The following is a 22,404-nucleotide window of genomic DNA, read 5'->3' on the forward strand; positions in this document are numbered from 1 at the left end:
CCTTTGTCGTCGTCCCTTGATTGCGCCAATCTCAGCTTGCGCAGAAGGCCCGCAGAAACGGGCCGCAAGCCGACGGGCTTTTCAGACTGCATCGGCCATAATATTCGTCTGTTCGTATTTGAAGCCGAGACGGACCGATGAAGGCTGCAACGCGTTTGCGCAGTACCTTGCGCGTGCGGACGATGTTAGCGTGGGCGCGTCTGCGCCGGCTGACGCGTAACAAGAATCTTCGCGCGGTCGGTGCAGCGATAGCGACCCTTGTGCTGCTTACTTCGCTGCGCGCTTATGATCCGCGTATCGTCACCGAATTGAAGGAGCGTACGTTCGATACCTATCAGCGGCTCAAACCGCGCGCCTATACCGATCTGCCGGTGCGGATCGTCGATATCGATGAAGCCTCGATCTCGGAATACGGCCAGTGGCCTTGGCCGCGGACACGTCTTGCGGCGCTGACCCGTCGGCTTGCCGATCTCGGTGCGGGCGTGATCGCCTACGATGTCATTTTCTCCGAGCCGGATCGAACTACGCCGAGCCGGCTTGTCGACGATTTGCGGGATTCCGGCGCGCCAGATCTCGACCAAACCATGAAGCTGCTCGCGAACCTGCCTGACCACGATCAGGCGTTCGCCGATGCTATCGGCAAGACGGGGGTCGTACTCGGCTTTGCCGCCACCAGAGCCGCCAACGACAACCGCCCGCCCGGCCGGGCCGGGGTGGCCTTTGTCGGCGTCAATCCGACGAAGGTGCTTGCGCCCTTTCACGGCACGGTGTCGAGCCTGCCGATATTCAACGAAAAGGCGGCAGGTATCGGCGGCATCAATTTAAGTTCGCTCGATCGCGGCGGCATCGTCCGCCGGGTGCCTATGGTGTTTTCTGACGGCGTGAGCATCTACCCCAGCCTTGCGATTGAGGCGCTGCGGGTCGCTCAGAACCAGAAAAGCATTATCGTGCGAGGCACGGGAGCGAGCGGGGACAGTGACACGGGCCACGACGCGCTGATCGATATGCGGGTAGGCGCGTTCAAGTTGCCGTTAACGAGCAACGGCGAATCCCGGATCTATTTCAGTCGCGACCGGCCGCAGCGTTACGTGTCGGTGAAAGACATTCTTGATCCCGCTAAAGAGGCTACGGTGAAGCCGCTGATCGATGGCGCGATTGTCCTCGTCGGAGCATCGGCTGCGGGTTTGATGGATTCACGCGCGACGCCTCTGGGCGGACCGGTTCCGGGCGTCGCCATCCAGGCGCAGTTGATCGAGCAGATCCTCGCGCAGGACTTCATCGAGCGTCCGGACTGGACGAACGGACTGGAAATCGTCTTGACCGTATTGTTCGGCGCCTTGGTTGCCGGCCTGGTCCTGATGTTCGGCGCCCGGTTTTCGTTCTATGCCGGCGTGGTGGGATTTGTCGCGGGGCTTGCCGGATCGTGGATCGCTTTCTCGCAATTTCGCCTCTTGATTGATCCGATCTTCCCGTCGCTGGCGGCGCTGGCGGTCTATATCGCCGTGGAGCGCGTGCTTCACGTTGCCTCCGATCGAGAGAAGAAGTTCGTACGGCAGGCCTTTGGTCAGTATCTCGCGCCGGAATTGCTGACCCAGCTTGAAAATTCACCGCAGGGGATGCGCCTCGGGGGGGAATCCCGCGATATTTCCGTGATGTTCATGGATGTGCGCGGTTTTACTCCGATCTCTGAAGCTCTGACCGCCACGGAGCTTGTCGATTTCATCAATACGCTGCTGGCGCCGCTGTCGGACGCGATACAGGATGAACTGGGGACAATCGACAAATACATCGGAGATTCGATCATGGCATTCTGGAACGCGCCGGTCGACGTGTCCGATCATGCGACCCGGGCCTGCCGGGCCGCGCTCAAGATGCGTGCGGCGCTCGGCGCGCTCAACGACGCTGATGTCTTTGGATTCTCTGCGCGCGGCTTCGACGACTCGCGCGTCAAGATCGGGGTCGGCATCAATGCCGGACTGGCTTGCGTCGGCAACATGGGATCGCAGAGACGATTTAATTATTCGGCTATGGGCGATGTTGTGAACGTGGCGGCACGAATCGAGTCGGCAAGCAAAGCGCTTAATGTGGATCTTCTGGTTTCGGAAGACGTGGCCCGACGAGTCAAAGGAATTGCGCTGCTCGAGGCGGGCGAGATCTTGTTGAAAGGCAAGTCACGGCCCACAAAAATTTATGCAATCGCTGGCGACGATACGATGGCGGGATCGCCAGAGTTCGCCGAATTGAAGCGTCAGCACGGCGCGCTGCTGACCGCGATCAAAACAGGCGAGGGGCCTGAGGCGACAGTCGCCCTGGCCCGTTGTCAAGAGCTCGCCGGCGAGGACATGCAGGATTTCTATCACCGCTTGGCTGAACAGATCACATCGCTTCACGCAACGTGAAGAAAACACGTCAGATCAAAATTATGGAGCCGCGCTTCTGATCTTGCCAGAAGCGGAAAGGCTCTAGAAGATCACAACGCTGCGGATCGACTCGCCTTTGCGCATCAGGTCGAACGCTCTGTTGATGTCGTCGAGCGGCATGACGTGCGTGATCATCGGGTCGATCTGGATTTTGCCCTGCATGTACCAGTCGACGATCTTCGGCACATCGGTTCGGCCGCGTGCGCCGCCAAACGCCGTGCCTTTCCATACGCGACCCGTGACGAGCTGGAACGGCCGCGTCGCAATTTCCGCGCCGGCGGGTGCGACGCCGATGACGATCGACTGTCCCCAACCACGATGGCAGGCTTCCAGCGCCTGGCGCATCACCTTCACGTTGCCGGTGCAGTCGAAGGTATAATCCGCGCCGCCGATCTGATCAGCACCGGACTTCGTCATATCGATCAGGTGAGGGACAAGATCCTTTCCGACGTCAGTCGGGTTGACGAAATGCGTCATGCCGAAGCGTTCGCCCCACGCTTTACGGTCGTCGTTGATGTCCACGCCGATAATCATGTCGGCTCCGGCGAGCCGTAACCCTTGTAGAACGTTCAGGCCGATACCGCCGAGGCCGAACACGATCGCCTTGGCTCCGGGTTCGACCTTCGCGGTGTTAATGACCGCGCCTACTCCGGTCGTGACGCCGCAGCCTATGTAACAGACCTTGTCGAAAGGGGCGTCTTCGCGGATCTTGGCAACCGCGATCTCGGGCAGCACCGTGTAGTTGGCGAAGGTCGAAGTGCCCATGTAGTGATGGATCGGCTTGCCGTCCAAAGAGAAGCGCGACGTGCCGTCCGGCATCAGTCCCTGGCCCTGGGTAGCGCGAATTGCCGTGCAGAGATTGGTCTTGCGCGACAGGCATGACGGACATTGCCGGCATTCTGGCGTGTAGAGCGGAATAACGTGATCGCCTTTCTTCACCGAGGTCACACCCTTGCCGACATCGACGACAATGCCAGCGCCCTCATGACCGAGGATCGCCGGAAACAATCCTTCCGGATCCGCGCCGGACAAGGTGAACTCGTCGGTGTGGCAGACGCCGGTCGCCTTGATCTCGACCATGACCTCTCCGTCACGCGGGCCATCGAGTTCCACCGTCGTGACTTCAAGTGGCTTGCTGGCGGCAATAGCAACTGCGGCGCGAACGTGCATGGTGACTTCTCTTCGGCAGGCGTTCTGCAATTACAAAGCATCCCACAGGAATGCGTATTACAGCCCAGGATAAGGTCGTGTCTTCAAGGCCGCAATGACGGGCGGCTGACGGGCACGAAATGTCTCAGCAACAAAAAGAAGGGACGCCACTACGGCGTCCCTTCCTGCGTGTTCTCGATTGAATACAGCTCGCGTTACTTCGGCTGCTCGACAATCCGGAAATATGGCTTCGGCGACTTCCATCCCTTTGGGAACTTCTTGCGGGCCTCTTCCTCCGGAACCGCGGCCGAAAAGAACACATCGTCGCCTTGCTTCCAGTCCGACGGCGTCGAGACGCCGTGTTTGGCGGTGAGCTGCAAGGAGTCGATGACGCGCAGCACCTCCTGCCAGTTGCGGCCGGTGCTCATCGGATAAATGAGAACAATCTTGACCTGCTTGTCGGGACCGATCACGAAAATGTTGCGCACGGTCTGATTATCGACAGGCGTCCGCTTGTTGACGTCGCCGGACGTGCTGGCCGGCAACATGCCGTAGAGCTTGGCGACCTTGAAATCGACATCCGCAATCAGCGGATAGTTCGGCGCGACACCCTGCGTCTCCTCGATGTCCTTGGACCAAAGGTGATGCTTGTCGGTTGGGTCGACGCTGATGCCGATCAGCTTGACGCCCCGCTTGTCGAACTCCGGCTTGAGCCGGGCGACGGCGCCGAGTTCGGTGGTGCAGACCGGCGTGAAGTCCTTGGGGTGTGAGAAAAACAACCCCCAGCTATCGCCGAGCCACTTGTGAAAGCTGATGTTGCCTTCAGTACTCTCGGCTTCAAAATCAGGGGCGGTCGAACCAATCGATAAAGTCATAAGTTCACGTCCTCGTGTCACAGTTAAACGGGGGTGGCGGGACTATAAGCTCGGGCCAGACGAAACGGAACCGGTAATGAAAAAGGGCAATATCTTTTCTCCTGGCGAGCGTTGCGGAGCATCTTCCTGTCGACGACTGGCAGGTACAGCGAATTAAAGCCTACGAGATTGTGATCGCAGATGTCCCGATGTTGCCCCATCCGCCCCGGAAGGTGTTGCCATCGTCTTGAACCGGGGTCGCCATGGGGGCGACAACCTCATTGACCATCAAACGCGAGACATGGCGACAGATTGTTCGAATTTTAACGAACGATTCATGCCCTCATGAAATTGCTGATCTGATCCAGAAAAGAGAACCATTCCCATGCTTTCCGACCTGTCCGCCGTCGTCGCCCCTATCGATATTTTTGCCATTGCGAGTCGGAAGGACGTGGTGGCAGCGCTTGCTAAGGTCCGTAACGGGGTCATCACCGGGGAGGGGCCGACCGCCGGAGGCCGCGTTCATTTCTCCAGAATGCTTGATTCCACTGATACGTCTTGGTGTGTGCACCTTTTGACGGCTGCTGCCGTAGACAACCAGCCGGTAAGCCGGGAAGAGGCTGAAGCGCTATTTGAAATCAATGATGCCGCCACCGAGCGAAGCGATGACGGACGGTTCGACGATCTGTTCGCTAAAGCCATCGTCCACCACGCGGCGTCCGCATCAGGGCTTCCGGTGCCGGCGCGCCGCATCGCTTTGGCTCCGGATACCGATATCGAAAGCTGGGCGCCGACCCGGGCAGTGGGCGTCAACATTGAAGTGCTGGAATGGATTGCGAACCAGATGCGTGGCAAACGCCGCAGCAATCGTCAGTTGATGGCACTGGTCGCCAGCCTGATTGGCGCGGCAACCTTGCCGCTGGCGCACCTTCCAAACGTTCTCGACCTCGGCATGTAAGGGACGCGGAATTTACTAAATCGACGAACGGCGGGCTTCTTGCCCGCCTTTTTGTTGAGCGCTCCGGATCGAGCAGTCACAACTGAAGCGGATAGCGAGGTCATAGGCAGTCAGCGGAAAGGTGACATATCGAGGCTCCTCGATGTTCGCTCCCGCTGAAAAGTCTTTGCTGCTGTTTGATTTTTCTGTACGAGGAAACATGACAGCGTCGTAGGCGGGACCGCGTACGCCGTGCTGAAGATTGGACCGCGCCCGAAGGTTGCAGGTCGCCAGGCATGTTCAAACGAATTCTGATCGCCAATCGCGGCGAGATCGCCTGCCGGATCATCAGATCGGCCCGCCGGATGGGCATCGAAACCGTTGCCGTGTACTCGGAGGCGGATCGAGACGCGCTTCACGTCGTGATGGCCGACGAGGCCGTGCCGATAGGCGCCCCGCTGGCCGCCGAGAGTTATCTCGTGATTGAGAAAATCGTGGAAGCCTGCCGCAAGAGCGGTGCGGAGGCCGTCCATCCCGGCTACGGGTTTCTGTCAGAGCGCGCGGAGTTTCCGCGAGCGCTTGCAGATGCCGGCGTCGTTTTCATTGGGCCCAATCCCGGCGCGATCGCCGCAATGGGTGACAAGATCGAATCCAAGAAGGCGGCGGCCAAGGCCGGGGTCTCGACGGTGCCGGGCTTCCTCGGCGTGATCGAGGACGACAGGCACGCGGTGAAGATAGCCGGCGAGATCGGCTATCCGGTGATAATCAAGGCGTCGGCGGGCGGCGGAGGCAAGGGCATGCGCATTGCGCATTCGAGCGCCCAGGTCGTCGAGGGTTTTAACCTGGCGAAGGCGGAGGCGAAGGCCTCGTTCGGCGACGACCGCGTCTTCATCGAGAAGTTTATCGTCGATCCCCGACATATCGAAATCCAGGTGCTCGGCGACAAGCATGGCAACGTGATCCATCTTGGCGAGCGCGAGTGCTCGATCCAGCGACGAAATCAGAAAGTCATCGAGGAGGCGCCGTCGCCGCTGCTCGACGAGATCACGCGGCGCAAGATGGGCGAGCAGGCCGTGGCGCTGGCCAAAGCTGTAAACTACGACTCGGCAGGCACGATCGAGTTTGTCGCCGGGCAGGACAAGAGCTTTTACTTCCTCGAGATGAACACACGGCTACAGGTCGAGCATCCGGTCACCGAACTGATTACCGGTATCGATCTGGTCGAGCAGATGATCCGTATTGCCGCAGGAGAAAAACTGCCGATAGCGCAGAAGGACGTGACGCTGACGGGATGGGCAATTGAGTCGCGCGTCTATGCCGAAGATCCCTTCCGCAATTTTCTTCCTTCAATCGGACGCCTCGTCAAATATCGGCCGCCGGCGGAAATCAGCCGAAACGATGTCACCGTGCGCAACGACACCGGCGTGTGCGAGGGCGGCGAGATTACAGTTCATTACGATCCGATGATCGCCAAGCTCGTGACTCATGGGCCGTCCCGCGTCGCCGCCATCGAGGCGCATGCCCATGCGCTGGATGCGTTCTACATCGACGGTATCCGACACAACATTCCGTTTTTGTCGACCTTGATGGGTCACGCGCGCTGGCGCGCCGGTAATCTCTCGACCGGGTTCATCGCGGAGGAGTTTCCGAAAGGCTTCACCGCGCGCGTGCCGGAAGGCGAGATCGCGCGCAGGCTTGCGGCGGTAGCGGCTGCGATCGATCACGTGCTCGGCGAGCGCAAGCGACAGATTTCCGGCCAGTTGAACGGCCGCCCGGTGGCGAGGGAAGGCCGCCGCGCTGTTTGGCTCGATCGCGATGAAATCCTGCTCGATGTCTCTCGTGACGGCGACGCCATAACGGTTTGCTTCGTGGACGCGGGTGAGGGTGCCGGCAAAGCGCATCGATTGCTCTCACGATGGGTGCCTGGCCAGCCGGTCTGGCAGGGCACGCTGGACGGGCATCCGATCGCAATACAGGTGAGGCCGATCACGAACGGATTTCGGCTTGCGCATCAGGGCTGCGAAGTCGCGATCAGTGTGTTTACCAAAACCGAGGCGGCAGTTGCGCGGCTTATGCCGGTGGTGTCGGCCGCTGATAACGGCAAAAAGCTGCTGTGTCCGATGCCGGGCCTCGTCGTCTCGATCGCCGTCACCGAAGGGCAGGAGGTCAAGGCCGGCGAGACACTGGCGATTATCGAGGCGATGAAGATGCAGAACGTGCTGCGCGCCGAGCAAGACGGAACGGTCAAGACGATTGCGGCCGTACCCGGAGCGACGCTGGCGGTGGATGCGCTCATCCTCGAATTCGCCTGAGGTTTCCCATGGCGTCTCCATGCACCGAAACTGCTTACCGTGCGCCTACCCGGCGGCGCCCGATCGGAGTTCTGGATGGATGAGGTAGTTCGCCAGGTCGTGATCCGCGGTCGCGTTCAGGGCGTTGGTTTCCGCTACTGGATGATGCGCGAAGCAATCCGCCTCGGTGTTGGTGGCTGGGTACGTAACCGGCGTGACGGCAGCGTCGAGGCTTTGTTCGCAGGGTCGGCCGAGGCTGTCGCGGAGATGATGGCGCGGTGCCAGAACGGGCCGGAATTTGCTCGGGTGGATGGGGTCGAAGACCAGGCTGTGACGGCGAACGCCGTGAAGATGATCCGGCCGGGCGAGCGCTTCTCACAACTTCCGACGGTGTAGGCAAAGATCCGCTACGAAAGCCTGGCCTGTCCACAGGGCGGACCGTGATCGCGCGGCCTTCGTCGCGTGACCGTCAGGCCGTTGTCTCCGTGAGACGCAGTTCCGAGGATCCGAATACTTCGCCGAAGGTGCGCTTCAGAGCGTCATCGACATCTGCCAGCCTGATACGCAGACCAAGGTCGGCGAGGCTCGTCACGCCGTAACGGGGGTCGGTGACACCGCAGGGCACGATGTCGGCGAAATGACTGAGATCGGGATCGACATTGAGCGAGATGCCGTGGAACGATACCCAGCGGCGGATCCGCACGCCGATCGCTGCAATCTTATCCTCGTGGCCCGGGCCTTTGTCCGGGCGCACCACCCAGACGCCGACCCGTTCCTCGCGCCTTTCTCCCTTGACGCCGAAGGCGTGGAGCGTGCGGATGATCCATTCCTCAAGGCGGGCTATGAAGTCCCGAACGTCCGGCCGGCGGCGCTTCAGATCCAGCATGACATAAGCGATGCGCTGGCCGGGGCCATGATAGGTGATCTGGCCGCCACGGCCGGTCGCGAATAGCGGAAAGCGGGTCTTCAGCAAATCGGCTTCGCGCCCACTGGTGCCGGACGTATAAAGCGGCGGGTGCGCCAGCAGCCAGACCTGCTCCGTAGCCTCGCCCGAGGCAATCGCCGCGGCCCGCCTTTCCATGGCCTCTACAGCTTCCAGATAGGGCACGGGATGATCGGATTGTCGCCACTCCACAGGCTCGCTGGGCGAGGCGGCAAACAGCTTCAAATCGAGGGTTTGACGGTCATTAACCATTGGCTAACCCTAACGTGGTGGTCTGGAGATGGTAGCAATCCGCACGGTTGGTGAGTCTGCATTTCGTGGCGACGCTCGATAAAGTATCTGTCGATCTCATGGTGGTCCTGGGGACCACGTCCATGCCCGTTCATCAGGTCATGCGGCTCAGCCGTGGCGCCATTATCGAGCTTGATGCCACCGAGCAGGACGAGGTCAAGATCCTGGCCAATAACTTGCCGATCGCCAGCGGTGTTGTGATGGTCAACCGGAACCGCATCGCGGTTGAAGTCAAACAGATGCTGCCTCGCACGCCAGACCGCCGATAAAGCTACTCCGATCAAAATTATGGAGCCCCGCTTTTCATTCTGTCAGAAGCGGAAGGGCTCGAAATCTGACATCTGGATCAAAAGAACGCAGAAACGTCCTGATTTCCGGTGTTAATATTGCACGGGGAATGCCGCGCTTTCGGGCCTCGATCGGAGAAGGAACGTCTCGCTGGGCCTTGTCCCTCCACCATTGTTTTGTTAAATCGGCGCCATTGATGGGTCCGGCGGTCAGCCTGAACCGACTTTTAAGCGCTCGTGGCGGAATTGGTAGACGCGCTGCCTTGAGGTGGCAGTGAAGAAATTCGTGAAGGTTCGAGTCCTTTCGAGCGCACCACCTGATAAGACGGATCGAATAACCGCCGCGGTGTCCCGATGCGCCTGCGGCGAGTCTTCCCTTTTTGATCCGCGAAGGCTTGCTCCTGCCGCCGAAAGGCATCCCGGGTCTCGGGGTCAACGGCATGTGAGGTTTTTTTAAGTTTCGGAGCCTGAGTGGCCGATTGGTATGTTCCCCGACTCGGGAAAACGTCTTCCTTTTTCAGTCAGAGACCAAGCGATGTGATTGGAAAAACCCGCGATGATCGACCGGGACTTGATCAAACCCAAAGCTTCCAGTTTATCCCGGATGACGATCGTGCTCCTGTCGCTAAGTTCGCAATAATCAGAAATGTGAAGTTTCTGCCGGTACCAGAATCCAATAAGCTCCCGCACGTAGGCTTCTGATGGGCTTTTGAGGAGATGGCCATAGAGCCCGGCAAAAAGGTCGCCCAATAAAATCGGGTGCGAGACCTTGTCCGGTGTCCCTTCTTCCGTTCGATAGATAAGCAATTCCACCGCAACTGGGTCGGCTAGCCCATCTGGAGTCGAACGAGGCGATGACTTGTCACTATCGAGATCGGCAAGCTTTTGACGCAGATCCGTATTCTCGATTCGCAGCTTTTCCAGCTCCTGGAGAAGCTTTGGATTGATGGCCTGATCACCACGTATCCAGCCAACACCAGGTTTCAAATTCACAGCCGTTGCGACGGCCATCACAACTTTCATGCAAAGGTCGTTTTCGTTGCTCCAGGATTCGACGATACGACTGGTCTTCAAACGAGCTTTGAAAGCATCCAGTCTTTCTTTTAGCGGTGCTTCTGATTCAGTGCCGCACGCAATGCCGCCCGGGTTTTCCGGAAGGAACGCAAGTATCGGAATGCCTTTTGATTGCGTATATTCAAATGCGTTTTCCGTGAAAGTCAGTTCATCGCCGGACAGCGAGCCGTAACGGCGGCCGACGATCATGATATAATAATCGCTGCGATCAATGATCCGCTTGATGTAGTCCAGTTGCTGTTGATCAGTTACTGGAAACGATTCCATGCCGGCGGGCATGTATCCTGCTTTTGCCAGCGTGTTGCTGACGGCCTGACGCTCGTCCTTCAAATCGGCGTCCGTCGAAGTAATGAAAATCTGAAAAACCCGATCCACTTGAACTTTTCCTCATCACCGGATTTGACCCTCGCTGCCGGCACCTGGATTCGTCAATCATCTGTCATGTGGCTGGGACAAGTGGAAGGCGTTTCGGGCACGTCGCGGCCAACCCGATGTGAGTCTTAATCTTTGTTTACCAGACCAGAGCATTCGCGCTCACGGTTGGCTGCTGCTTTTAATCGAATAAAACACCGGATTTTAACCGTTGCTGCTCGGCAGAGTGGCGGGATGATACTCGAGTGCTAGAATTGCAGGATGATCCGGCTTGTCTCAGTCGCCACCGTGATATCCACCTACCAGAAACCGGCGGGCACGGTGGACCCGAATGACAACGCTCAAACCGATCTTTGGGCGAGCCGGCTGAATGTCCCCCGCGAGAGGCTGCTGGAAGCCATTTCGGAGGTGGGAACCTCGCTGGCCGCTGTGCGGCACCGCCTCGAAAAATAGAGGCTCTCCGCCGAAATTTCGCCTGCGCATCCACCATATATTGCCTGAACCTCGGAGCCGAGGCGCAACACCTTGGCCGCCCTGATTCGATGTGCTATCTGGCGGAAGCCGCTTCGATCACGTGCTATTGCTGTTCGCACCCGTGCACTACGGCTGCGCTCCCGAGGGTATTCTGCATGGACTCTTCCGCCAAAACCACCTCCGCCCCCGATCCTTTCTTTGCGGCCACCCTTGCCGAGGCCGATCCGGAGATCGCCGCCGCGATCAACGGCGAATTGGGCCGTCAGCGTCACGAGATCGAGCTGATCGCGTCGGAAAACATCGTCAGCCGCGCGGTTCTGGAGGCGCAGGGCTCGGTGATGACCAACAAGTACGCGGAAGGCTATCCGGGTGCGCGTTATTATGGCGGATGTGAATGGGTCGATGTCGCCGAAACGCTGGCGATCGAGCGCGCCAAAAAGCTGTTCGGCGCCCGGTTTGCCAACGTCCAGCCGAACTCGGGCAGTCAGATGAACCAGGCGGTCTTTCTGGCGCTCCTGCAGCCTGGCGATACTTTCATGGGGCTCGACCTCGCTGCCGGAGGCCACCTGACACACGGCGCGCCGGTCAACATGTCCGGCAAGTGGTTCAAGGCCGCACACTACACCGTGCGGCGCGACGATCACCTGATCGATATGGACGAGGTGGCTCATCGCGCCGAGGAGGTCAAGCCGAAGCTGATCATTGCCGGCGGTTCGGCCTATTCGCGGCCGTGGGATTTCAAGCGCTTTCGCGAGATCGCCGACAGCGTCGGAGCGTATTTGATGGTGGATATGGCGCACTTCGCCGGCCTCGTCGCCGGTGGCGTGCACGCCTCACCGGTGCCGCACGCGCATGTGACAACCACCACCACCCACAAGTCGCTGCGCGGTCCGCGCGGCGGCCTGATCCTGTGCAATGATGAAGCGCTGGCCAAGAAGTTCAATTCGGCAATCTTCCCAGGCCTGCAGGGCGGCCCGCTGATGCATGTCATCGCCGCCAAGGCCGTGGCGTTCGGCGAGGCGTTGCGTCCGGACTTCAAGATCTACGCGAAAAACGTCGTCGAAAACGCTAAGGCGCTTGCCGAAAGCCTGCGTGGCCACGGCTTCGACATCGTTTCCGGAGGCACAGACAACCACCTGATGCTGGTGGACCTTCGGCCCAAGGGATTGAAGGGAAACATTTCGGAAAAGGCGCTCGTTCGCGCTGGGCTAACCTGCAATAAAAACGGCATTCCATTCGATCCCGAAAAGCCATTCGTGACATCGGGCCTGCGCCTCGGCACGCCGGCCACCACCACGCGCGGCTTCGGGGTGACCGAGTTCAAACAGGTCGGCGGCCTGATAGCGGAAGTACTCAAGGCCATCGCACAGTCGGAGGACGGCAAGGCGCCGCTGGTCGAGGCTGCCGTGAAGGAGAAGGTCAAGGCGCTGACGGATCGCTTTCCGATCTATCAGGACAGATGAACTTGCGTATGAATTTGGTGACGTTTCGAAGAGTCATCTTCTGAATTAATTTATGCGCTCATCTCCTTGAAAGTAATAAATTAATATGACGTAAGAGCGCTCAGAAACCCGGCTTCGAAGAGCCGTTTTTCGGCGATGGTAAGGTGAGTTGAGAGATGCGCTGCCCGAGCTGCAACAGTTTGGATACGCAGGTCAAGGATTCCCGGCCGACCGAAGATTCGGCCGTTATCCGGCGCAGGCGGGTCTGTATGGCATGCAATTTCCGCTTCACAACCTTTGAGCGGGTGCAACTGCGCGAACTCACGGTTATCAAGCGCAACGGCCGGCGGGTGCCGTTCGACCGCGACAAGCTGGTGCGTTCGCTGCAAATCAGCTTGCGAAAGCGGCCGGTTGAACCCGAGCGGATCGAAACCATGGTCTCGGCCATCGTCCGTGAACTTGAGAGTGGCGGTGAGGCAGAAATTTCGTCCGAAACCATCGGCGAGATCGTAATGGAACACCTGCGAAGCCTCGACGATGTGGCCTATGTGCGCTTTGCCTCGGTCTACCGCAATTTCCGCGAGGCCAAGGATTTCGAGGCAGTACTGGGCGAACTTTCCAGCGAGGACGATGCGCGGCGGGTACCGCTGCGCAAATGATCTTCCGCATTCTGGAAGAGCAGAACGGCGCTAACCTCCGGACGGAGAAGGTCGCCGACTTGCATTTCATGCAACTAGCGCTTGCGCTGGGCCATCGCAGCTTGGGCGCGAGCGCACCTAACCCGGCCGTGGGCGCCGTTATCGTGAAAGACGGGGTGATTGTCGGTCGCGGCTGGACCCAGCCTGGAGGGCGCCCGCACGCGGAGGCCGAGGCGCTGCGGCGGGCGGGGGACGCGGCACGAGGTGCGACCTTGTATGTCACGCTGGAGCCGTGTTCTCACGTTGGAAAAACGCCGCCATGCGCCGACGCCGTGATCGCAGCCGGCATTACGCGCGTTGTGTCCGCGATCGAGGATCCCACGCCCGAAGTCGCAGGGCAGGGCCATGCGCGGTTGCGGGCTGCTGGTATATCGGTGGATGTCGGACTTTGCGCGGCCGAGGCGGCTCACCATCATGCCGGGCATTTCCGGCGGGTCCGGGACAAACGCCCCCACATCATCCTTAAACTCGCGGTGTCCAGCGACGGAAAGATCGCTGCCGCCGGAGGCGTACCGGTCGCGATCACGGGCGAGGCAGCGAGGGCGCGGGCGCATCTGCTGCGGGCCCAATGCAGCGCGATTCTGGTTGGCATCGGCACCGTTCTGGCTGACGATCCTCTCCTGACCTGCCGGCTTCCCGGCATGGAAATGCGCTCGCCGCCGCGTGTGGTCCTGGATCACGCGCTGCGCATCCCGGAAAACAGCCGTCTTGTTCAGTCCGCGCGCGAAACTCCGCTTTGGATCATGACCTCGGATTTTGCCGAAACGTCAAGGGCGATGAAACTCGGCGCGGCTGGCGCGCACGTGATGCGTGTTCCGGTCGCGGCTGGAACGCCCGGGCTCGATCTCGTGGCGATTCTCCGCGCCCTCTCTGAAAGAGGGGTCAACCGGCTGATGATCGAAGGCGGAGCGCGTGTTGCGGCATCGTTTGTCGCGGCGGCGTTGGTTGACGAAGCGTGGTTGCTACGCGGTCCCGATCCGATCGGCGACGACGGTGTGGCCACCCTCGGGGCCTTGCCGCTGACCACCATTACCGGGTCACCGCAATTCAAAATGCGTGCGAGCGAGACGCTGGATCAGGACACTCTCGCGATTTACGAGCGTGTCTAAATGGAGTTACGCTAAAGCCGTCGCGCTGTCCTGGCGTCTGGCATCTACATCTTTCGGTCGCCGCGTGTGATGGTGGGGCATGACGAGCGAAGTGACGCCATTCTTTGAACCGAGCGGTCCTGCCATAACGCTCGGAAGTACTGGATTCGGAAGGTTCTGATGTTTACCGGCATAGTGACCGACGTCGGCGAGATCGAAAGTGTGACGCACACGGCGCAGAACCGGCTGCACCGAGTCCGCATCCTCTGCCACTATGATCAAACCACCATCGCAGATGGCGCCTCGATCGCTTGCAACGGCACGTGTCTGACAGTCGTTCTCTCCGGCGTCGCGGGGGGCCGGACCTGGTTCGACGTCGATGTCGGGACGGAGACGCTCGACGTGACGACCGCAAAGCACTGGGCGGCGGGAACGCGGCTCAATCTCGAACGCGCGTTGAAGATCGGCGATGAGCTTGGTGGCCACATTGTCGCGGGTCATGTCGACGGAACCGCGACCATACTGACGCGCGATGACCAACACGGCATGGCGCGTTTTGAATTCTGCGCTACCCCGAATTTAGCGCGTTTCATCGCCGCCAAGGGCTCAGTGACATTGGACGGCGTATCGCTAACGGTGAACAGCGTTCGGAACGAGGCGTTCTCGGTGCTCACTATTCCGCGCACGCTCGACCTTACCACGCTGGGCAACTGGCGCCCGGACAGCGAGGTCAATATCGAGGTCGACCTGATGGCGCGTTACGCCGCGCGCCTGAGCGAGATGAAGTGCGCTTCATCGACGGAAATATGATACGCGGGCTGCGGACCTCTTTGACAAAAAGAATACCGGGCGAGCCCGGCACGGCGAACCGGAGCATGAATGGCAGAGGCAAGGCACGCACCGCTTAAGGATCAAACAAGCGTCTCGGGCGCACATGTCTTGATCGTAGAAGCGCGGTTCTACGACGATATCCAGGATGCGTTGCTCGAAGGAGCGGTCGCCGAATTGCGATCTGCCGGCGTCCGTTATGACGTCGTCACCGTTCCGGGCGCCCTGGAGATTCCTGCGGCCATTGTCTTTGCGCTTGATGCGGCCGAGCGGAGCGGCGCGCCTTACGATGCTGTGGTCGCACTCGGGTGCGTCGTGCGGGGCGACACCATCCATTTCGAAATTGTCTCGATGGAATCTTCCCGCGCGCTGATGGATCTGTCGATGCAACGGCGGGTACCTCTCGGCAATGGCATCATCACGGTCAACACCGACGCGCAAGCGTGGGCGAGGGCGCGTGCGGGCGAATTGAACAAGGGCGGCCATGCGGCGCGGGCGGCATTGACAATGCTGCGGATTAAACGCCGATTGGCGAAGGCGTAACGGAGCGATGGCGAACATCAAGGCAGGTATCGACAGGAAGGCAAACAGGCGCGGCGCGGCACGGCTCGCCGCGGTGCAGGCGCTGTATCAGATGGAGATCAGCGGAGCGGGCATTAACGATGTCTTTGCGGAGTTCGATAGTCACTGGCTCGGCAACGAAGTCGAAGGCGACAGATATCTTCCTGCGGAGGCTGCCTTCTTTCGAGACGTGGTGGCAGGCGTGGTTCGCGATCAGGTCAGGATTGACCCATTGATCGACGATGCGTTGTCGAAGAGTTGGCCGCTGAAGCGGATCGCGGCGATCCTGCGCGCGGTGCTCCGCGCCGGCTCATATGAACTGGAGCATCGCATAGATATCCCGGCGCGGGTCGTAGTATCCGAATATGTCGATGTCGCACACGCTTTCGTCGAAAATGATGAAGCTGGTATGGTCAATGCGGTGCTTGACCAGATCGCACGCCATTTCCGCACCGCCGAGTTTACTCGCTGACGCCTATTCCGCTACGGCTGCGCATGAACCCTGACGGGTCGAAATATGTCGGTTGAGGACGATCTAATCGCTCGCTACTTCAAGCCGATCGCGACCAATCCGGGTGCGTTGGGGCTCACTGACGATGCGGCTGTCTTGCGAGGCGGCAACGACGATCTCGTGGTCACAACCGATGCTATTGTCGAAGGTGTACATTTTCGGAGCAGCGATCCGCCTGAAACGGTCGCCAAGAAAGCCTTGCGTGTCAACCTGTCCGATCTCACTGCCAAAGGTGCGACGCCCGCCGGATTCGTTCTGACCCTAGCGTTGCGTGAGCCGGATGAGAGATGGCTCTCGGCCTTCGCGAGCGGGCTTGCTGAAGACACCATCACCTTTGATTGTCCGTTGCTCGGCGGTGATACCGTCGCCACTCCGGGGCCGCTGATGATGTCCATCACTGCGTTCGGTCGCGCGCCGGTTGGTGGAATGATCTTGCGTAGCCGCGCGCAGCCCGGTGACCGTATCGTCGTCTCCGGCACGATCGGCGACGCCGCACTCGGGCTCGCCATTCTCTCAGGCAAGGTGGCGGTCGACGACGCCGCGATTCGTGAGTCGTTGATCGACCGATATCGGGTCCCGCAACCCCGCATCCCTCTCGCAGAGGCTGTCCGCCACTATGCGCGGGCGGCGATGGATGTTTCCGATGGTCTGGCTGGTGACCTCGCAAAACTTTGCATCGCGTCCGGAGTTTCGGCAATCATCGATGCAGCAGCCGTTCCACTCTCTGAAGCTGCACGCGGACTGATAGAGCAGGGGCAGACGAATTTCGTCTCCGCTGTGAGCGGCGGCGACGATTACGAGGTTTTGTGTACGATCGCGAAGGATCGCTGGGACGACTTCGCGCGGGCGGCACGAAACGTTGGCGTCGTCGTAACTCCGATCGGAGAAATCATCGCGGGCAACGCAGCTCCGAAATGGCTCGATACAAAAGGCGAGGATGTCGCGCTTCCGCGGCTTTCCTACAGCCATTTCTGAATAGTGGCGACAGCCAGCCCCACTACATACCAAAACGCCCGGCCTGGCCGGGCGTCTTGCCGTTGAAAAGAAAGACTCGTTCAGGTTCCGCTGCCGAACCGACGAGACCACCACCCCGCACGTCGCGGTCGGGTTTCGTCCGATACTTCCGGGGGAGACTGTTGCGATTCCGGTGTCGCTGCTTCCGGATGGCTTTGAATGACGGGAACGGCGGGCGATGCTTCTTGCGAGGCGAAGCTCACCTTTTCCCGTACGGTCGAGCGACGGCAAACGGCCTTCTCGGATTCCGAAACGGTCTCGCTCCTGGCCTCAGCCGTGCGGATTGTCGGTTCTGCGGTGTGCTGTTGCGGCTGAGTTTCAGCTTCGGACGGGCTGGTCTGCGTTTCTGGCGCTATCGACACAGAATCGAAGTCCGCAACCGCCTCGACGGCTTCTGATGCTGACGGAGGGTTCAACTCGTCGGAAATCGAGTCGACAGCACTCGCACCGTTGCTACCCCGGCGCCGACGACCACCGCGACGCCCACGACGACGCGGTCGCCGTTCATCTCCGTCCGGAGACTGATCGGCTCGCACCTCGCTGCCCTGCGCCGAAGAGTCCTCTCCATCAGTTTCGACGTCGTCCTCGGTCATAAAGCGTGCCGCGGCGAAATCGGCGGCAATCTGGACGCTGTCCGGACCGTCGACCGTTTGCGGAGGCTGATTGTCGCTCGTTTCGCCAGAGCGTTCACGCCGAGGCCGGCGTCGCCTGCGCTTGCGGCCGTCACCCTCGGTTTCACCGCCCGCCGGTTCATCAGCGCGAGTCTCGGCGTCGTCGGCCACGATCTCCGTTTCCACATCGACCGGCTGCTCGTCTTCATGGACCTCTTCGGCCTGCGGCGGGTCTATGGCGAGTTGCGTGGCCAGCAGCGCTTTTGCCGCCTCCAGGGTATGCACCTGCTCGCCGCGATCAATGACGAAGGATTGTTGACCCGCGAGCGAGGGGTCGGCGACCAGGGAGAGACCAACTTTGAAGCTGTGTTCGAGGGCGCGCAGATGTCCTCGCTTCTGATTGAGCACATACAACGCAACGTTAATGCGCGTCCGCACGACAAGGTTGTGCGTCGCTCCTTTTATCAAAACTTCCTCAAGGCTGCGCAACAACTGCAACGCCACCGACGGAACCGAGCGGACATGGCCGGTGCCGCCGCAGTGCGAGCAAGGCTCTGTCGAACTTTCCAGCATACTGGCGCGGATTCGCTGGCGCGACATTTCCAGAAGACCGAAGTGCGAAATGCGACCGACCTGGATGCGCGCGCGATCGTAGCGCAGACACTCGCTCAGCTTACGCTCCACCGCGCGGTTGCTTCGCTTCTCGTCCATGTCGATGAAATCGATGACGATCAGACCGGCGAGATCACGCAGTCGCAACTGTCGGGCGACTTCCTCGGCAGCTTCCAGATTGGTCTTAAGCGCGGTATCCTTGATGTGATGTTCGCGGGTCGAGCGACCTGAGTTGACATCGATCGATACCAGCGCCTCGGTTTGGTTGATGACGATGTATCCACCGGAGCGAAGCTGCACCGTCGGCAGGAACATCGCGTCCAGTTGGCTCTCGACGCCCATCCGCGAAAACAAGGGCTGGCAGTCGCGATACTGCTTCACTGCCCGGACGTTGGATGGCATCAGCATCTTCATGAAATCGCGCGCTTCATGATAGCCGGCTTCACCGGCCACCTGGATTTCGTCGATTTCCTTGCTGTAGAGATCGCGGAGGGAGCGCTTGATAAGCGAGCCTTCCTCGTAAACAAGTGTCGGAGCCTGGGACCGCAAGGTCATATCTCTTACGGTTTCCCACATGCGGATCAGATACTCGAAATCGCGCTTGATCTCCGGCTTGGTGCGCGAAGCGCCAGCGGTGCGCAGGATGACTCCCATTCCCTCGGGGACATCGAGATCCTGTACCACCTCCTTCAGCCGCGAACGGTCTTGCGCCGAGGTGATCTTGCGACTGATGCCGCCGCCGCGGGCCGTATTGGGCATCAGCACCGCATATCGGCCGGCCAGCGATAGATAGGTCGTCAGTGCGGCGCCCTTGTTACCGCGCTCCTCCTTGACCACCTGGACCAGCATGACCTGGCGACGCTTGATGACTTCCTGGATTTTGTACTGACGGCGCGGCCGGTAACCCCGCTCCGGCACCTCCTCGAGAGCATCATCGCCGCCGACGGATTCAACCTGCTCCTCTTCTTCGTCATCGTCACTATCATCATCTTCCGTGCGATCGTCGACGCGAGCTTCGTCCCCATGGAATCCGACCTCATGAGGATGGCCGCCGGCATAGTCACCATTCTCACGATCGTGAACTTCATTGTGCGCTTCATCAGTGGAAACGGCCGGTCCGGTGTGATCGTTTTGAGCGCTATCGTCAGCAAGCGGGTCGACGCCGGTCGCGTGACCCGGTGCTATCGGGGCCGGGTCTTCATCCGATGAAGCCGCGACCAGATCCTCACTAGAGCCCTCCTGAATTTCGTCGCGATGCTCGCGGACCACATCGTCGGAGTCGAGCGCGCCAGCGAAGTCATGCGACTCCTGTAAGTTGTCGGCATTGTTTAGAGAGCTTGATCCAATGTCGTGCGCAGGCGCGCGTGCGTGATCGCGCTGTATGGCGTCGTCGGCTCCGTCATCCGCGTCGGGATGATCATGATGTTGCCCGAGTTGATCGCCCACTGCTGTTTCATCAGACGGCGAGTCAGACTGTGTCGCGTCTATCCCCGCGACCTCCCCATCCTCGACGATGGCGCTTTGCACGCGTTCGCCGTGATCGCGCCGACGGGCGTTGCGATGCCGCGAACGGCGGCGATTGGGGCGATCTTCGGGTTCTTCCTCTGCCTCGCGATGAGCACGCTCGTCGGCTTCGATCAGCGCCTGACGATCGGCGACCGGAATTTGATAATAGTCAGGATGGATTTCGCTGAACGCCAGGAAACCGTGCCGATTTCCTCCGTATTCGATAAACGCGGCTTGCAGCGAAGGCTCAACCCGGGTGACCTTGGCCAAATAGATGTTGCCACGCAGTTGTTTGCGTTGAGCTGATTCGAAATCAAATTCCTCGACGCGGTTGCCGCGGACCACCACCACCCGGGTTTCTTCCGGGTGGGTGGCGTCGATCAACATTTTGTTGGGTTTGTTGGACATTTTGAAGCTCTTGGGGGCGGAGGGCGCATGGCACGGCGCGCGCATCTCGCGCGGCCGGGTAACGCAACGGTCCACCTGATTCGGGGGTGAGGGGAAGGCTGCGACGCGATCTGGAACGCCGTGCCGACCCTGATCCCGACGAGACGCCATGCGCGAAGTCTTCACTTCGCCTCGGTGCGGTCTTTGCGGAAAAAATGGTCAGCTTTTCAGTATGGCGCATCAGGCGTCAGCCCGTCTGAACAGGTTGGCGGCAAAAACACCGCCGCGTATCTATCTCGCTGCCGGACCGACGCGGCGCCAAAGCGCCTTGTCGGTTGTCGTACCGCGTGGCCACAGGCCGGGACAATCGGTTACGACCTCTCCAAGCTGCCCCCAGGTGCAAATGGTAACCTGGGACCGGATCCCTCCCAAACCTGAAAAACACCTCTTCAATTCGGCCGCGCGCTGCGCTGGCTGTGTGGAGGGATCAGGAAACGCCGGAACTTCGAACAATCTGAAGCCCTAACGCTGCACCGGGAAGCTGAACGCGACACAACCGTGAGTTTAACCGTCAGCATTAACTTACATACGTGGATTGCCTGTCGCTTGCAAGGGACCGTGTCGTCATCCGGCAAGTCTTCCGAGCAATAACGGGGTATCGGATTAAGTCCGGATTAACCGTACTGTATCTATTGTGATTAAAAGCAGCTCGGAGGCATGGGTTCGTTGGCGGGCCGCGCAAATCTGCGAATCGTCTGGCTATGCGCCATAGCGTTACTTGCTCCCGGCGCGGCTTCGTTTGCCGCCGGGAACGAACCCGTCCGCCCGGAGATCGCCGGTGATTTTCCGGTCGCCTCCGAAGTGAGACTCGCGGGCGATCTGAATCAGACCCGCTTCATTCTCGATCTCGACAAGAAGATCGATATTCACGCCTTTCTGCTGACTGATCCTTATCGGGCCGTCATCGATATTCCCCAAGTCAGTTTTCGCCTTGCGCCCAAAGCCGGGGAAACCGGACGCGGCCTGATAAAGGCGTTCCGCTACGGTCTGGTTATGCCGGGCGGATCGCGGATTGTCTTCGATCTCGCAGGACCTGCGAAAATCCAGAAGGCTTACGTGCTCGACGCTGCGAACGGTCAGCCCTCCCGCCTGGTCGTCGAACTGGAGGCTGTCGACCGTGCTGCATTCAACGGCCTATTGGCGAGATCGAGCAGCCCGGAACCGGCGAAGGATGCCGATTCTTCAGGGTCCATCCCAGGTACGCCCGGCCTGACCGGGCTCGCGGACGGGCGCCTCGTGGTTGTAATCGATCCCGGCCATGGCGGAATTGATAATGGAACCCACGCTTCAACCGGAGAGGCCGAAAAAGATCTGGTGCTGGCATTTGCGTCAGCGTTGCGCGACCGCATAGAGCAGGGCGGCAAATACCGTGTTGTCATGACGCGGACGAACGACACGTTCGTCCCGCTGGGCGATCGTTTGCGCGTCGCCCGCAACAACCGCGCTGCATTATTCGTGTCGATTCATGCCGACGCATTGCCGCGTCACGAGGGTGATGCGCAAGGCGCAACGATATACACACTGTCGGACAAGGCATCGGACCGCGAAGCGGAACGACTGGCCGAAGCCGAAAACAAGGCGGATGCCATCGGCGGTGTCGATCTGACTGAGGAGCCGACCGAGGTGGCCGATATCCTGATCGACCTTGCGCAACGGGAAACACGCACGTTTTCCAATCGCTTCGCCCAGTTGTTGATGAGTGAGATGAAAACCTCCGCGCGGATGCATAAGCACCCGCTGAAGTCAGCCGGATTCAGGGTGCTGAAGGCTCCCGATGTGCCGTCGGTGCTGGTTGAACTCGGTTACGTTTCGAACAAGGCAGATCTTCGCCAAATGACCTCGGAAGAGTGGCGTTCCAGGACGGTCCGTTCGGTCGCGAAGGCCGTCGAGACATTCCTTGCAAAAAGAATGGTGTCAGTCGCTCCGGCCGACTGAGGCGAAAAGTGGCGCGCTAAAGGTTAGAAGCCCTAGTTTGGCCACAGCCGCCGCCCTAT

The 22,404-nt window shown here is 60.0% G+C and carries 19 protein-coding genes and 1 tRNA gene; 15 read left to right on the top strand and 5 right to left on the bottom strand.

The window, feature by feature from the left end:
- Positions 1–137: 137 nt before the first annotated feature.
- Positions 138–2,399: a CHASE2 domain-containing protein gene (locus GGQ85_RS01165; RefSeq protein ID WP_309772925.1), complete on the top strand. Its 2,262-nt coding sequence runs from the start codon at positions 138–140 to the stop codon at positions 2,397–2,399.
- Between the two features lie 63 nt (positions 2,400–2,462).
- Here GGQ85_RS01165 and GGQ85_RS01170 read toward each other — a convergent pair whose 3' ends face one another.
- Positions 2,463–3,590: an S-(hydroxymethyl)glutathione dehydrogenase/class III alcohol dehydrogenase gene (locus GGQ85_RS01170; protein ID WP_079446866.1), complete on the bottom strand. Its 1,128-nt coding sequence runs from the start codon at positions 3,588–3,590 to the stop codon at positions 2,463–2,465.
- A gap of 194 nt (positions 3,591–3,784) precedes the next feature.
- Positions 3,785–4,444, bottom strand: a complete 660-nt coding sequence (locus GGQ85_RS01175; RefSeq protein ID WP_079446865.1) for a peroxiredoxin — start codon at positions 4,442–4,444, stop codon at positions 3,785–3,787.
- A 364-nt stretch (positions 4,445–4,808) separates the two neighbouring features.
- Between GGQ85_RS01175 and GGQ85_RS01180 the strand changes: the two genes are divergently transcribed.
- From GGQ85_RS01180 to GGQ85_RS01190, 3 genes are all read left to right on the top strand, one after another.
- Positions 4,809–5,381 carry a hypothetical protein gene (locus tag GGQ85_RS01180; RefSeq protein ID WP_079446864.1) on the top strand — a complete coding sequence of 191 codons (573 nt, stop codon included), beginning with the start codon at positions 4,809–4,811 and terminating at the stop codon, positions 5,379–5,381.
- A gap of 275 nt (positions 5,382–5,656) precedes the next feature.
- Positions 5,657–7,672, top strand: a complete 2,016-nt coding sequence (locus tag GGQ85_RS01185) for an acetyl-CoA carboxylase biotin carboxylase subunit (protein WP_309772928.1) — start codon at positions 5,657–5,659, stop codon at positions 7,670–7,672.
- A gap of 75 nt (positions 7,673–7,747) precedes the next feature.
- Positions 7,748–8,047: an acylphosphatase gene (locus GGQ85_RS01190; RefSeq protein ID WP_309772930.1), complete on the top strand. Its 300-nt coding sequence runs from the start codon at positions 7,748–7,750 to the stop codon at positions 8,045–8,047.
- Between the two features lie 73 nt (positions 8,048–8,120).
- Here GGQ85_RS01190 and lipB read toward each other — a convergent pair whose 3' ends face one another.
- A complete protein-coding gene (gene lipB / locus GGQ85_RS01195) occupies positions 8,121–8,846 on the bottom strand; it encodes a lipoyl(octanoyl) transferase LipB (protein WP_309772932.1) in 726 nt (241 codons plus the stop codon).
- A gap of 65 nt (positions 8,847–8,911) precedes the next feature.
- Here lipB and GGQ85_RS01200 point away from each other — a divergent pair, with 65 nt between their 5' ends.
- The gene (locus GGQ85_RS01200; protein ID WP_079446861.1) at positions 8,912–9,154 is read left to right on the top strand and encodes a FliM/FliN family flagellar motor switch protein; all 243 of its coding nucleotides are present in this window, start codon (positions 8,912–8,914) and stop codon (positions 9,152–9,154) included.
- 249 nt (positions 9,155–9,403) lie between these two features.
- Positions 9,404–9,488, top strand: a tRNA-Leu gene (locus tag GGQ85_RS01205).
- 137 nt (positions 9,489–9,625) lie between these two features.
- Here GGQ85_RS01205 and GGQ85_RS01210 read toward each other — a convergent pair.
- On the bottom strand, positions 9,626–10,621 hold the full coding sequence (locus GGQ85_RS01210; RefSeq protein WP_309772934.1) for a DUF4062 domain-containing protein: 996 nt from the start codon (positions 10,619–10,621) through the stop codon (positions 9,626–9,628).
- 258 nt (positions 10,622–10,879) lie between these two features.
- On the opposite strand from GGQ85_RS01210, the gene GGQ85_RS01215 reads away from it, so the two are divergent.
- The 8 genes from GGQ85_RS01215 to thiL all read left to right on the top strand — a co-directional run bounded on the left by GGQ85_RS01215 (position 10,880) and on the right by thiL (position 17,195).
- Positions 10,880–11,071: a DUF3606 domain-containing protein gene (locus GGQ85_RS01215; protein ID WP_079446859.1), complete on the top strand. Its 192-nt coding sequence runs from the start codon at positions 10,880–10,882 to the stop codon at positions 11,069–11,071.
- A 176-nt stretch (positions 11,072–11,247) separates the two neighbouring features.
- Entirely contained in the window at positions 11,248–12,555 is a 1,308-nt protein-coding gene (gene glyA, locus GGQ85_RS01220; RefSeq protein ID WP_079446858.1) for a serine hydroxymethyltransferase, read from the top strand.
- Positions 12,556–12,710: 155 nt separating this feature from the next.
- The gene (gene nrdR / locus GGQ85_RS01225) at positions 12,711–13,193 is read left to right on the top strand and encodes a transcriptional regulator NrdR (protein ID WP_309772936.1); all 483 of its coding nucleotides are present in this window, start codon (positions 12,711–12,713) and stop codon (positions 13,191–13,193) included.
- Positions 13,190–14,341 carry a bifunctional diaminohydroxyphosphoribosylaminopyrimidine deaminase/5-amino-6-(5-phosphoribosylamino)uracil reductase RibD gene (gene ribD / locus GGQ85_RS01230; protein WP_309772938.1) on the top strand — a complete coding sequence of 384 codons (1,152 nt, stop codon included), beginning with the start codon at positions 13,190–13,192 and terminating at the stop codon, positions 14,339–14,341. Before nrdR ends, ribD begins: the two co-directional genes overlap by 4 nt.
- A 159-nt stretch (positions 14,342–14,500) precedes the next feature.
- The gene (locus GGQ85_RS01235; RefSeq protein WP_309772939.1) at positions 14,501–15,130 is read left to right on the top strand and encodes a riboflavin synthase; all 630 of its coding nucleotides are present in this window, start codon (positions 14,501–14,503) and stop codon (positions 15,128–15,130) included.
- Between the two features lie 69 nt (positions 15,131–15,199).
- The gene (gene ribH / locus GGQ85_RS01240; RefSeq protein ID WP_309772941.1) at positions 15,200–15,691 is read left to right on the top strand and encodes a 6,7-dimethyl-8-ribityllumazine synthase; all 492 of its coding nucleotides are present in this window, start codon (positions 15,200–15,202) and stop codon (positions 15,689–15,691) included.
- 7 nt (positions 15,692–15,698) lie between these two features.
- The gene (gene nusB, locus GGQ85_RS01245) at positions 15,699–16,181 is read left to right on the top strand and encodes a transcription antitermination factor NusB (protein ID WP_309772942.1); all 483 of its coding nucleotides are present in this window, start codon (positions 15,699–15,701) and stop codon (positions 16,179–16,181) included.
- 45 nt (positions 16,182–16,226) lie between these two features.
- Positions 16,227–17,195: a thiamine-phosphate kinase gene (gene thiL, locus GGQ85_RS01250; protein WP_309772944.1), complete on the top strand. Its 969-nt coding sequence runs from the start codon at positions 16,227–16,229 to the stop codon at positions 17,193–17,195.
- An 80-nt stretch (positions 17,196–17,275) separates the two neighbouring features.
- On the opposite strand, the gene GGQ85_RS01255 is transcribed toward thiL, so the two are convergent.
- Entirely contained in the window at positions 17,276–20,371 is a 3,096-nt protein-coding gene (locus GGQ85_RS01255) for an Rne/Rng family ribonuclease (protein WP_309772946.1), read from the bottom strand.
- Between the two features lie 705 nt (positions 20,372–21,076).
- On the opposite strand from GGQ85_RS01255, the gene GGQ85_RS01260 reads away from it, so the two are divergent.
- Positions 21,077–22,345: an N-acetylmuramoyl-L-alanine amidase gene (locus GGQ85_RS01260; RefSeq protein WP_309773179.1), complete on the top strand. Its 1,269-nt coding sequence runs from the start codon at positions 21,077–21,079 to the stop codon at positions 22,343–22,345.
- Positions 22,346–22,404 lie beyond the last annotated feature (59 nt).

It is taken from the genome of Nitrobacter vulgaris (genome assembly GCF_031453995.1).
Lineage (GTDB): Bacteria > Pseudomonadota > Alphaproteobacteria > Rhizobiales > Xanthobacteraceae > Nitrobacter > Nitrobacter vulgaris.

Bases quoted from the DNA above. Each gene is read 5' to 3' on its own strand.
- GGQ85_RS01165 (WP_309772925.1), top strand. From the start codon at position 138: ATGAAGGCTGCAACGCGTTTGCGCAGTACCTTGCGCGTGCGGACGATG.
- GGQ85_RS01170 (WP_079446866.1), bottom strand. From the start codon at position 3,590: ATGCACGTTCGCGCCGCAGTTGCTATTGCCGCCAGCAAGCCACTTGAA.
- GGQ85_RS01175 (WP_079446865.1), bottom strand. From the start codon at position 4,444: ATGACTTTATCGATTGGTTCGACCGCCCCTGATTTTGAAGCCGAGAGT.
- GGQ85_RS01180 (WP_079446864.1), top strand. From the start codon at position 4,809: ATGCTTTCCGACCTGTCCGCCGTCGTCGCCCCTATCGATATTTTTGCC.
- GGQ85_RS01185 (WP_309772928.1), top strand. From the start codon at position 5,657: ATGTTCAAACGAATTCTGATCGCCAATCGCGGCGAGATCGCCTGCCGG.
- GGQ85_RS01190 (WP_309772930.1), top strand. From the start codon at position 7,748: ATGGATGAGGTAGTTCGCCAGGTCGTGATCCGCGGTCGCGTTCAGGGC.
- lipB (WP_309772932.1), bottom strand. From the start codon at position 8,846: ATGGTTAATGACCGTCAAACCCTCGATTTGAAGCTGTTTGCCGCCTCG.
- GGQ85_RS01215 (WP_079446859.1), top strand. From the start codon at position 10,880: ATGATCCGGCTTGTCTCAGTCGCCACCGTGATATCCACCTACCAGAAA.
- glyA (WP_079446858.1), top strand. From the start codon at position 11,248: ATGGACTCTTCCGCCAAAACCACCTCCGCCCCCGATCCTTTCTTTGCG.
- nrdR (WP_309772936.1), top strand. From the start codon at position 12,711: ATGCGCTGCCCGAGCTGCAACAGTTTGGATACGCAGGTCAAGGATTCC.
- ribD (WP_309772938.1), top strand. From the start codon at position 13,190: ATGATCTTCCGCATTCTGGAAGAGCAGAACGGCGCTAACCTCCGGACG.
- GGQ85_RS01235 (WP_309772939.1), top strand. From the start codon at position 14,501: ATGTTTACCGGCATAGTGACCGACGTCGGCGAGATCGAAAGTGTGACG.
- ribH (WP_309772941.1), top strand. From the start codon at position 15,200: ATGGCAGAGGCAAGGCACGCACCGCTTAAGGATCAAACAAGCGTCTCG.
- nusB (WP_309772942.1), top strand. From the start codon at position 15,699: ATGGCGAACATCAAGGCAGGTATCGACAGGAAGGCAAACAGGCGCGGC.
- thiL (WP_309772944.1), top strand. From the start codon at position 16,227: ATGTCGGTTGAGGACGATCTAATCGCTCGCTACTTCAAGCCGATCGCG.
- GGQ85_RS01255 (WP_309772946.1), bottom strand. From the start codon at position 20,371: ATGTCCAACAAACCCAACAAAATGTTGATCGACGCCACCCACCCGGAA.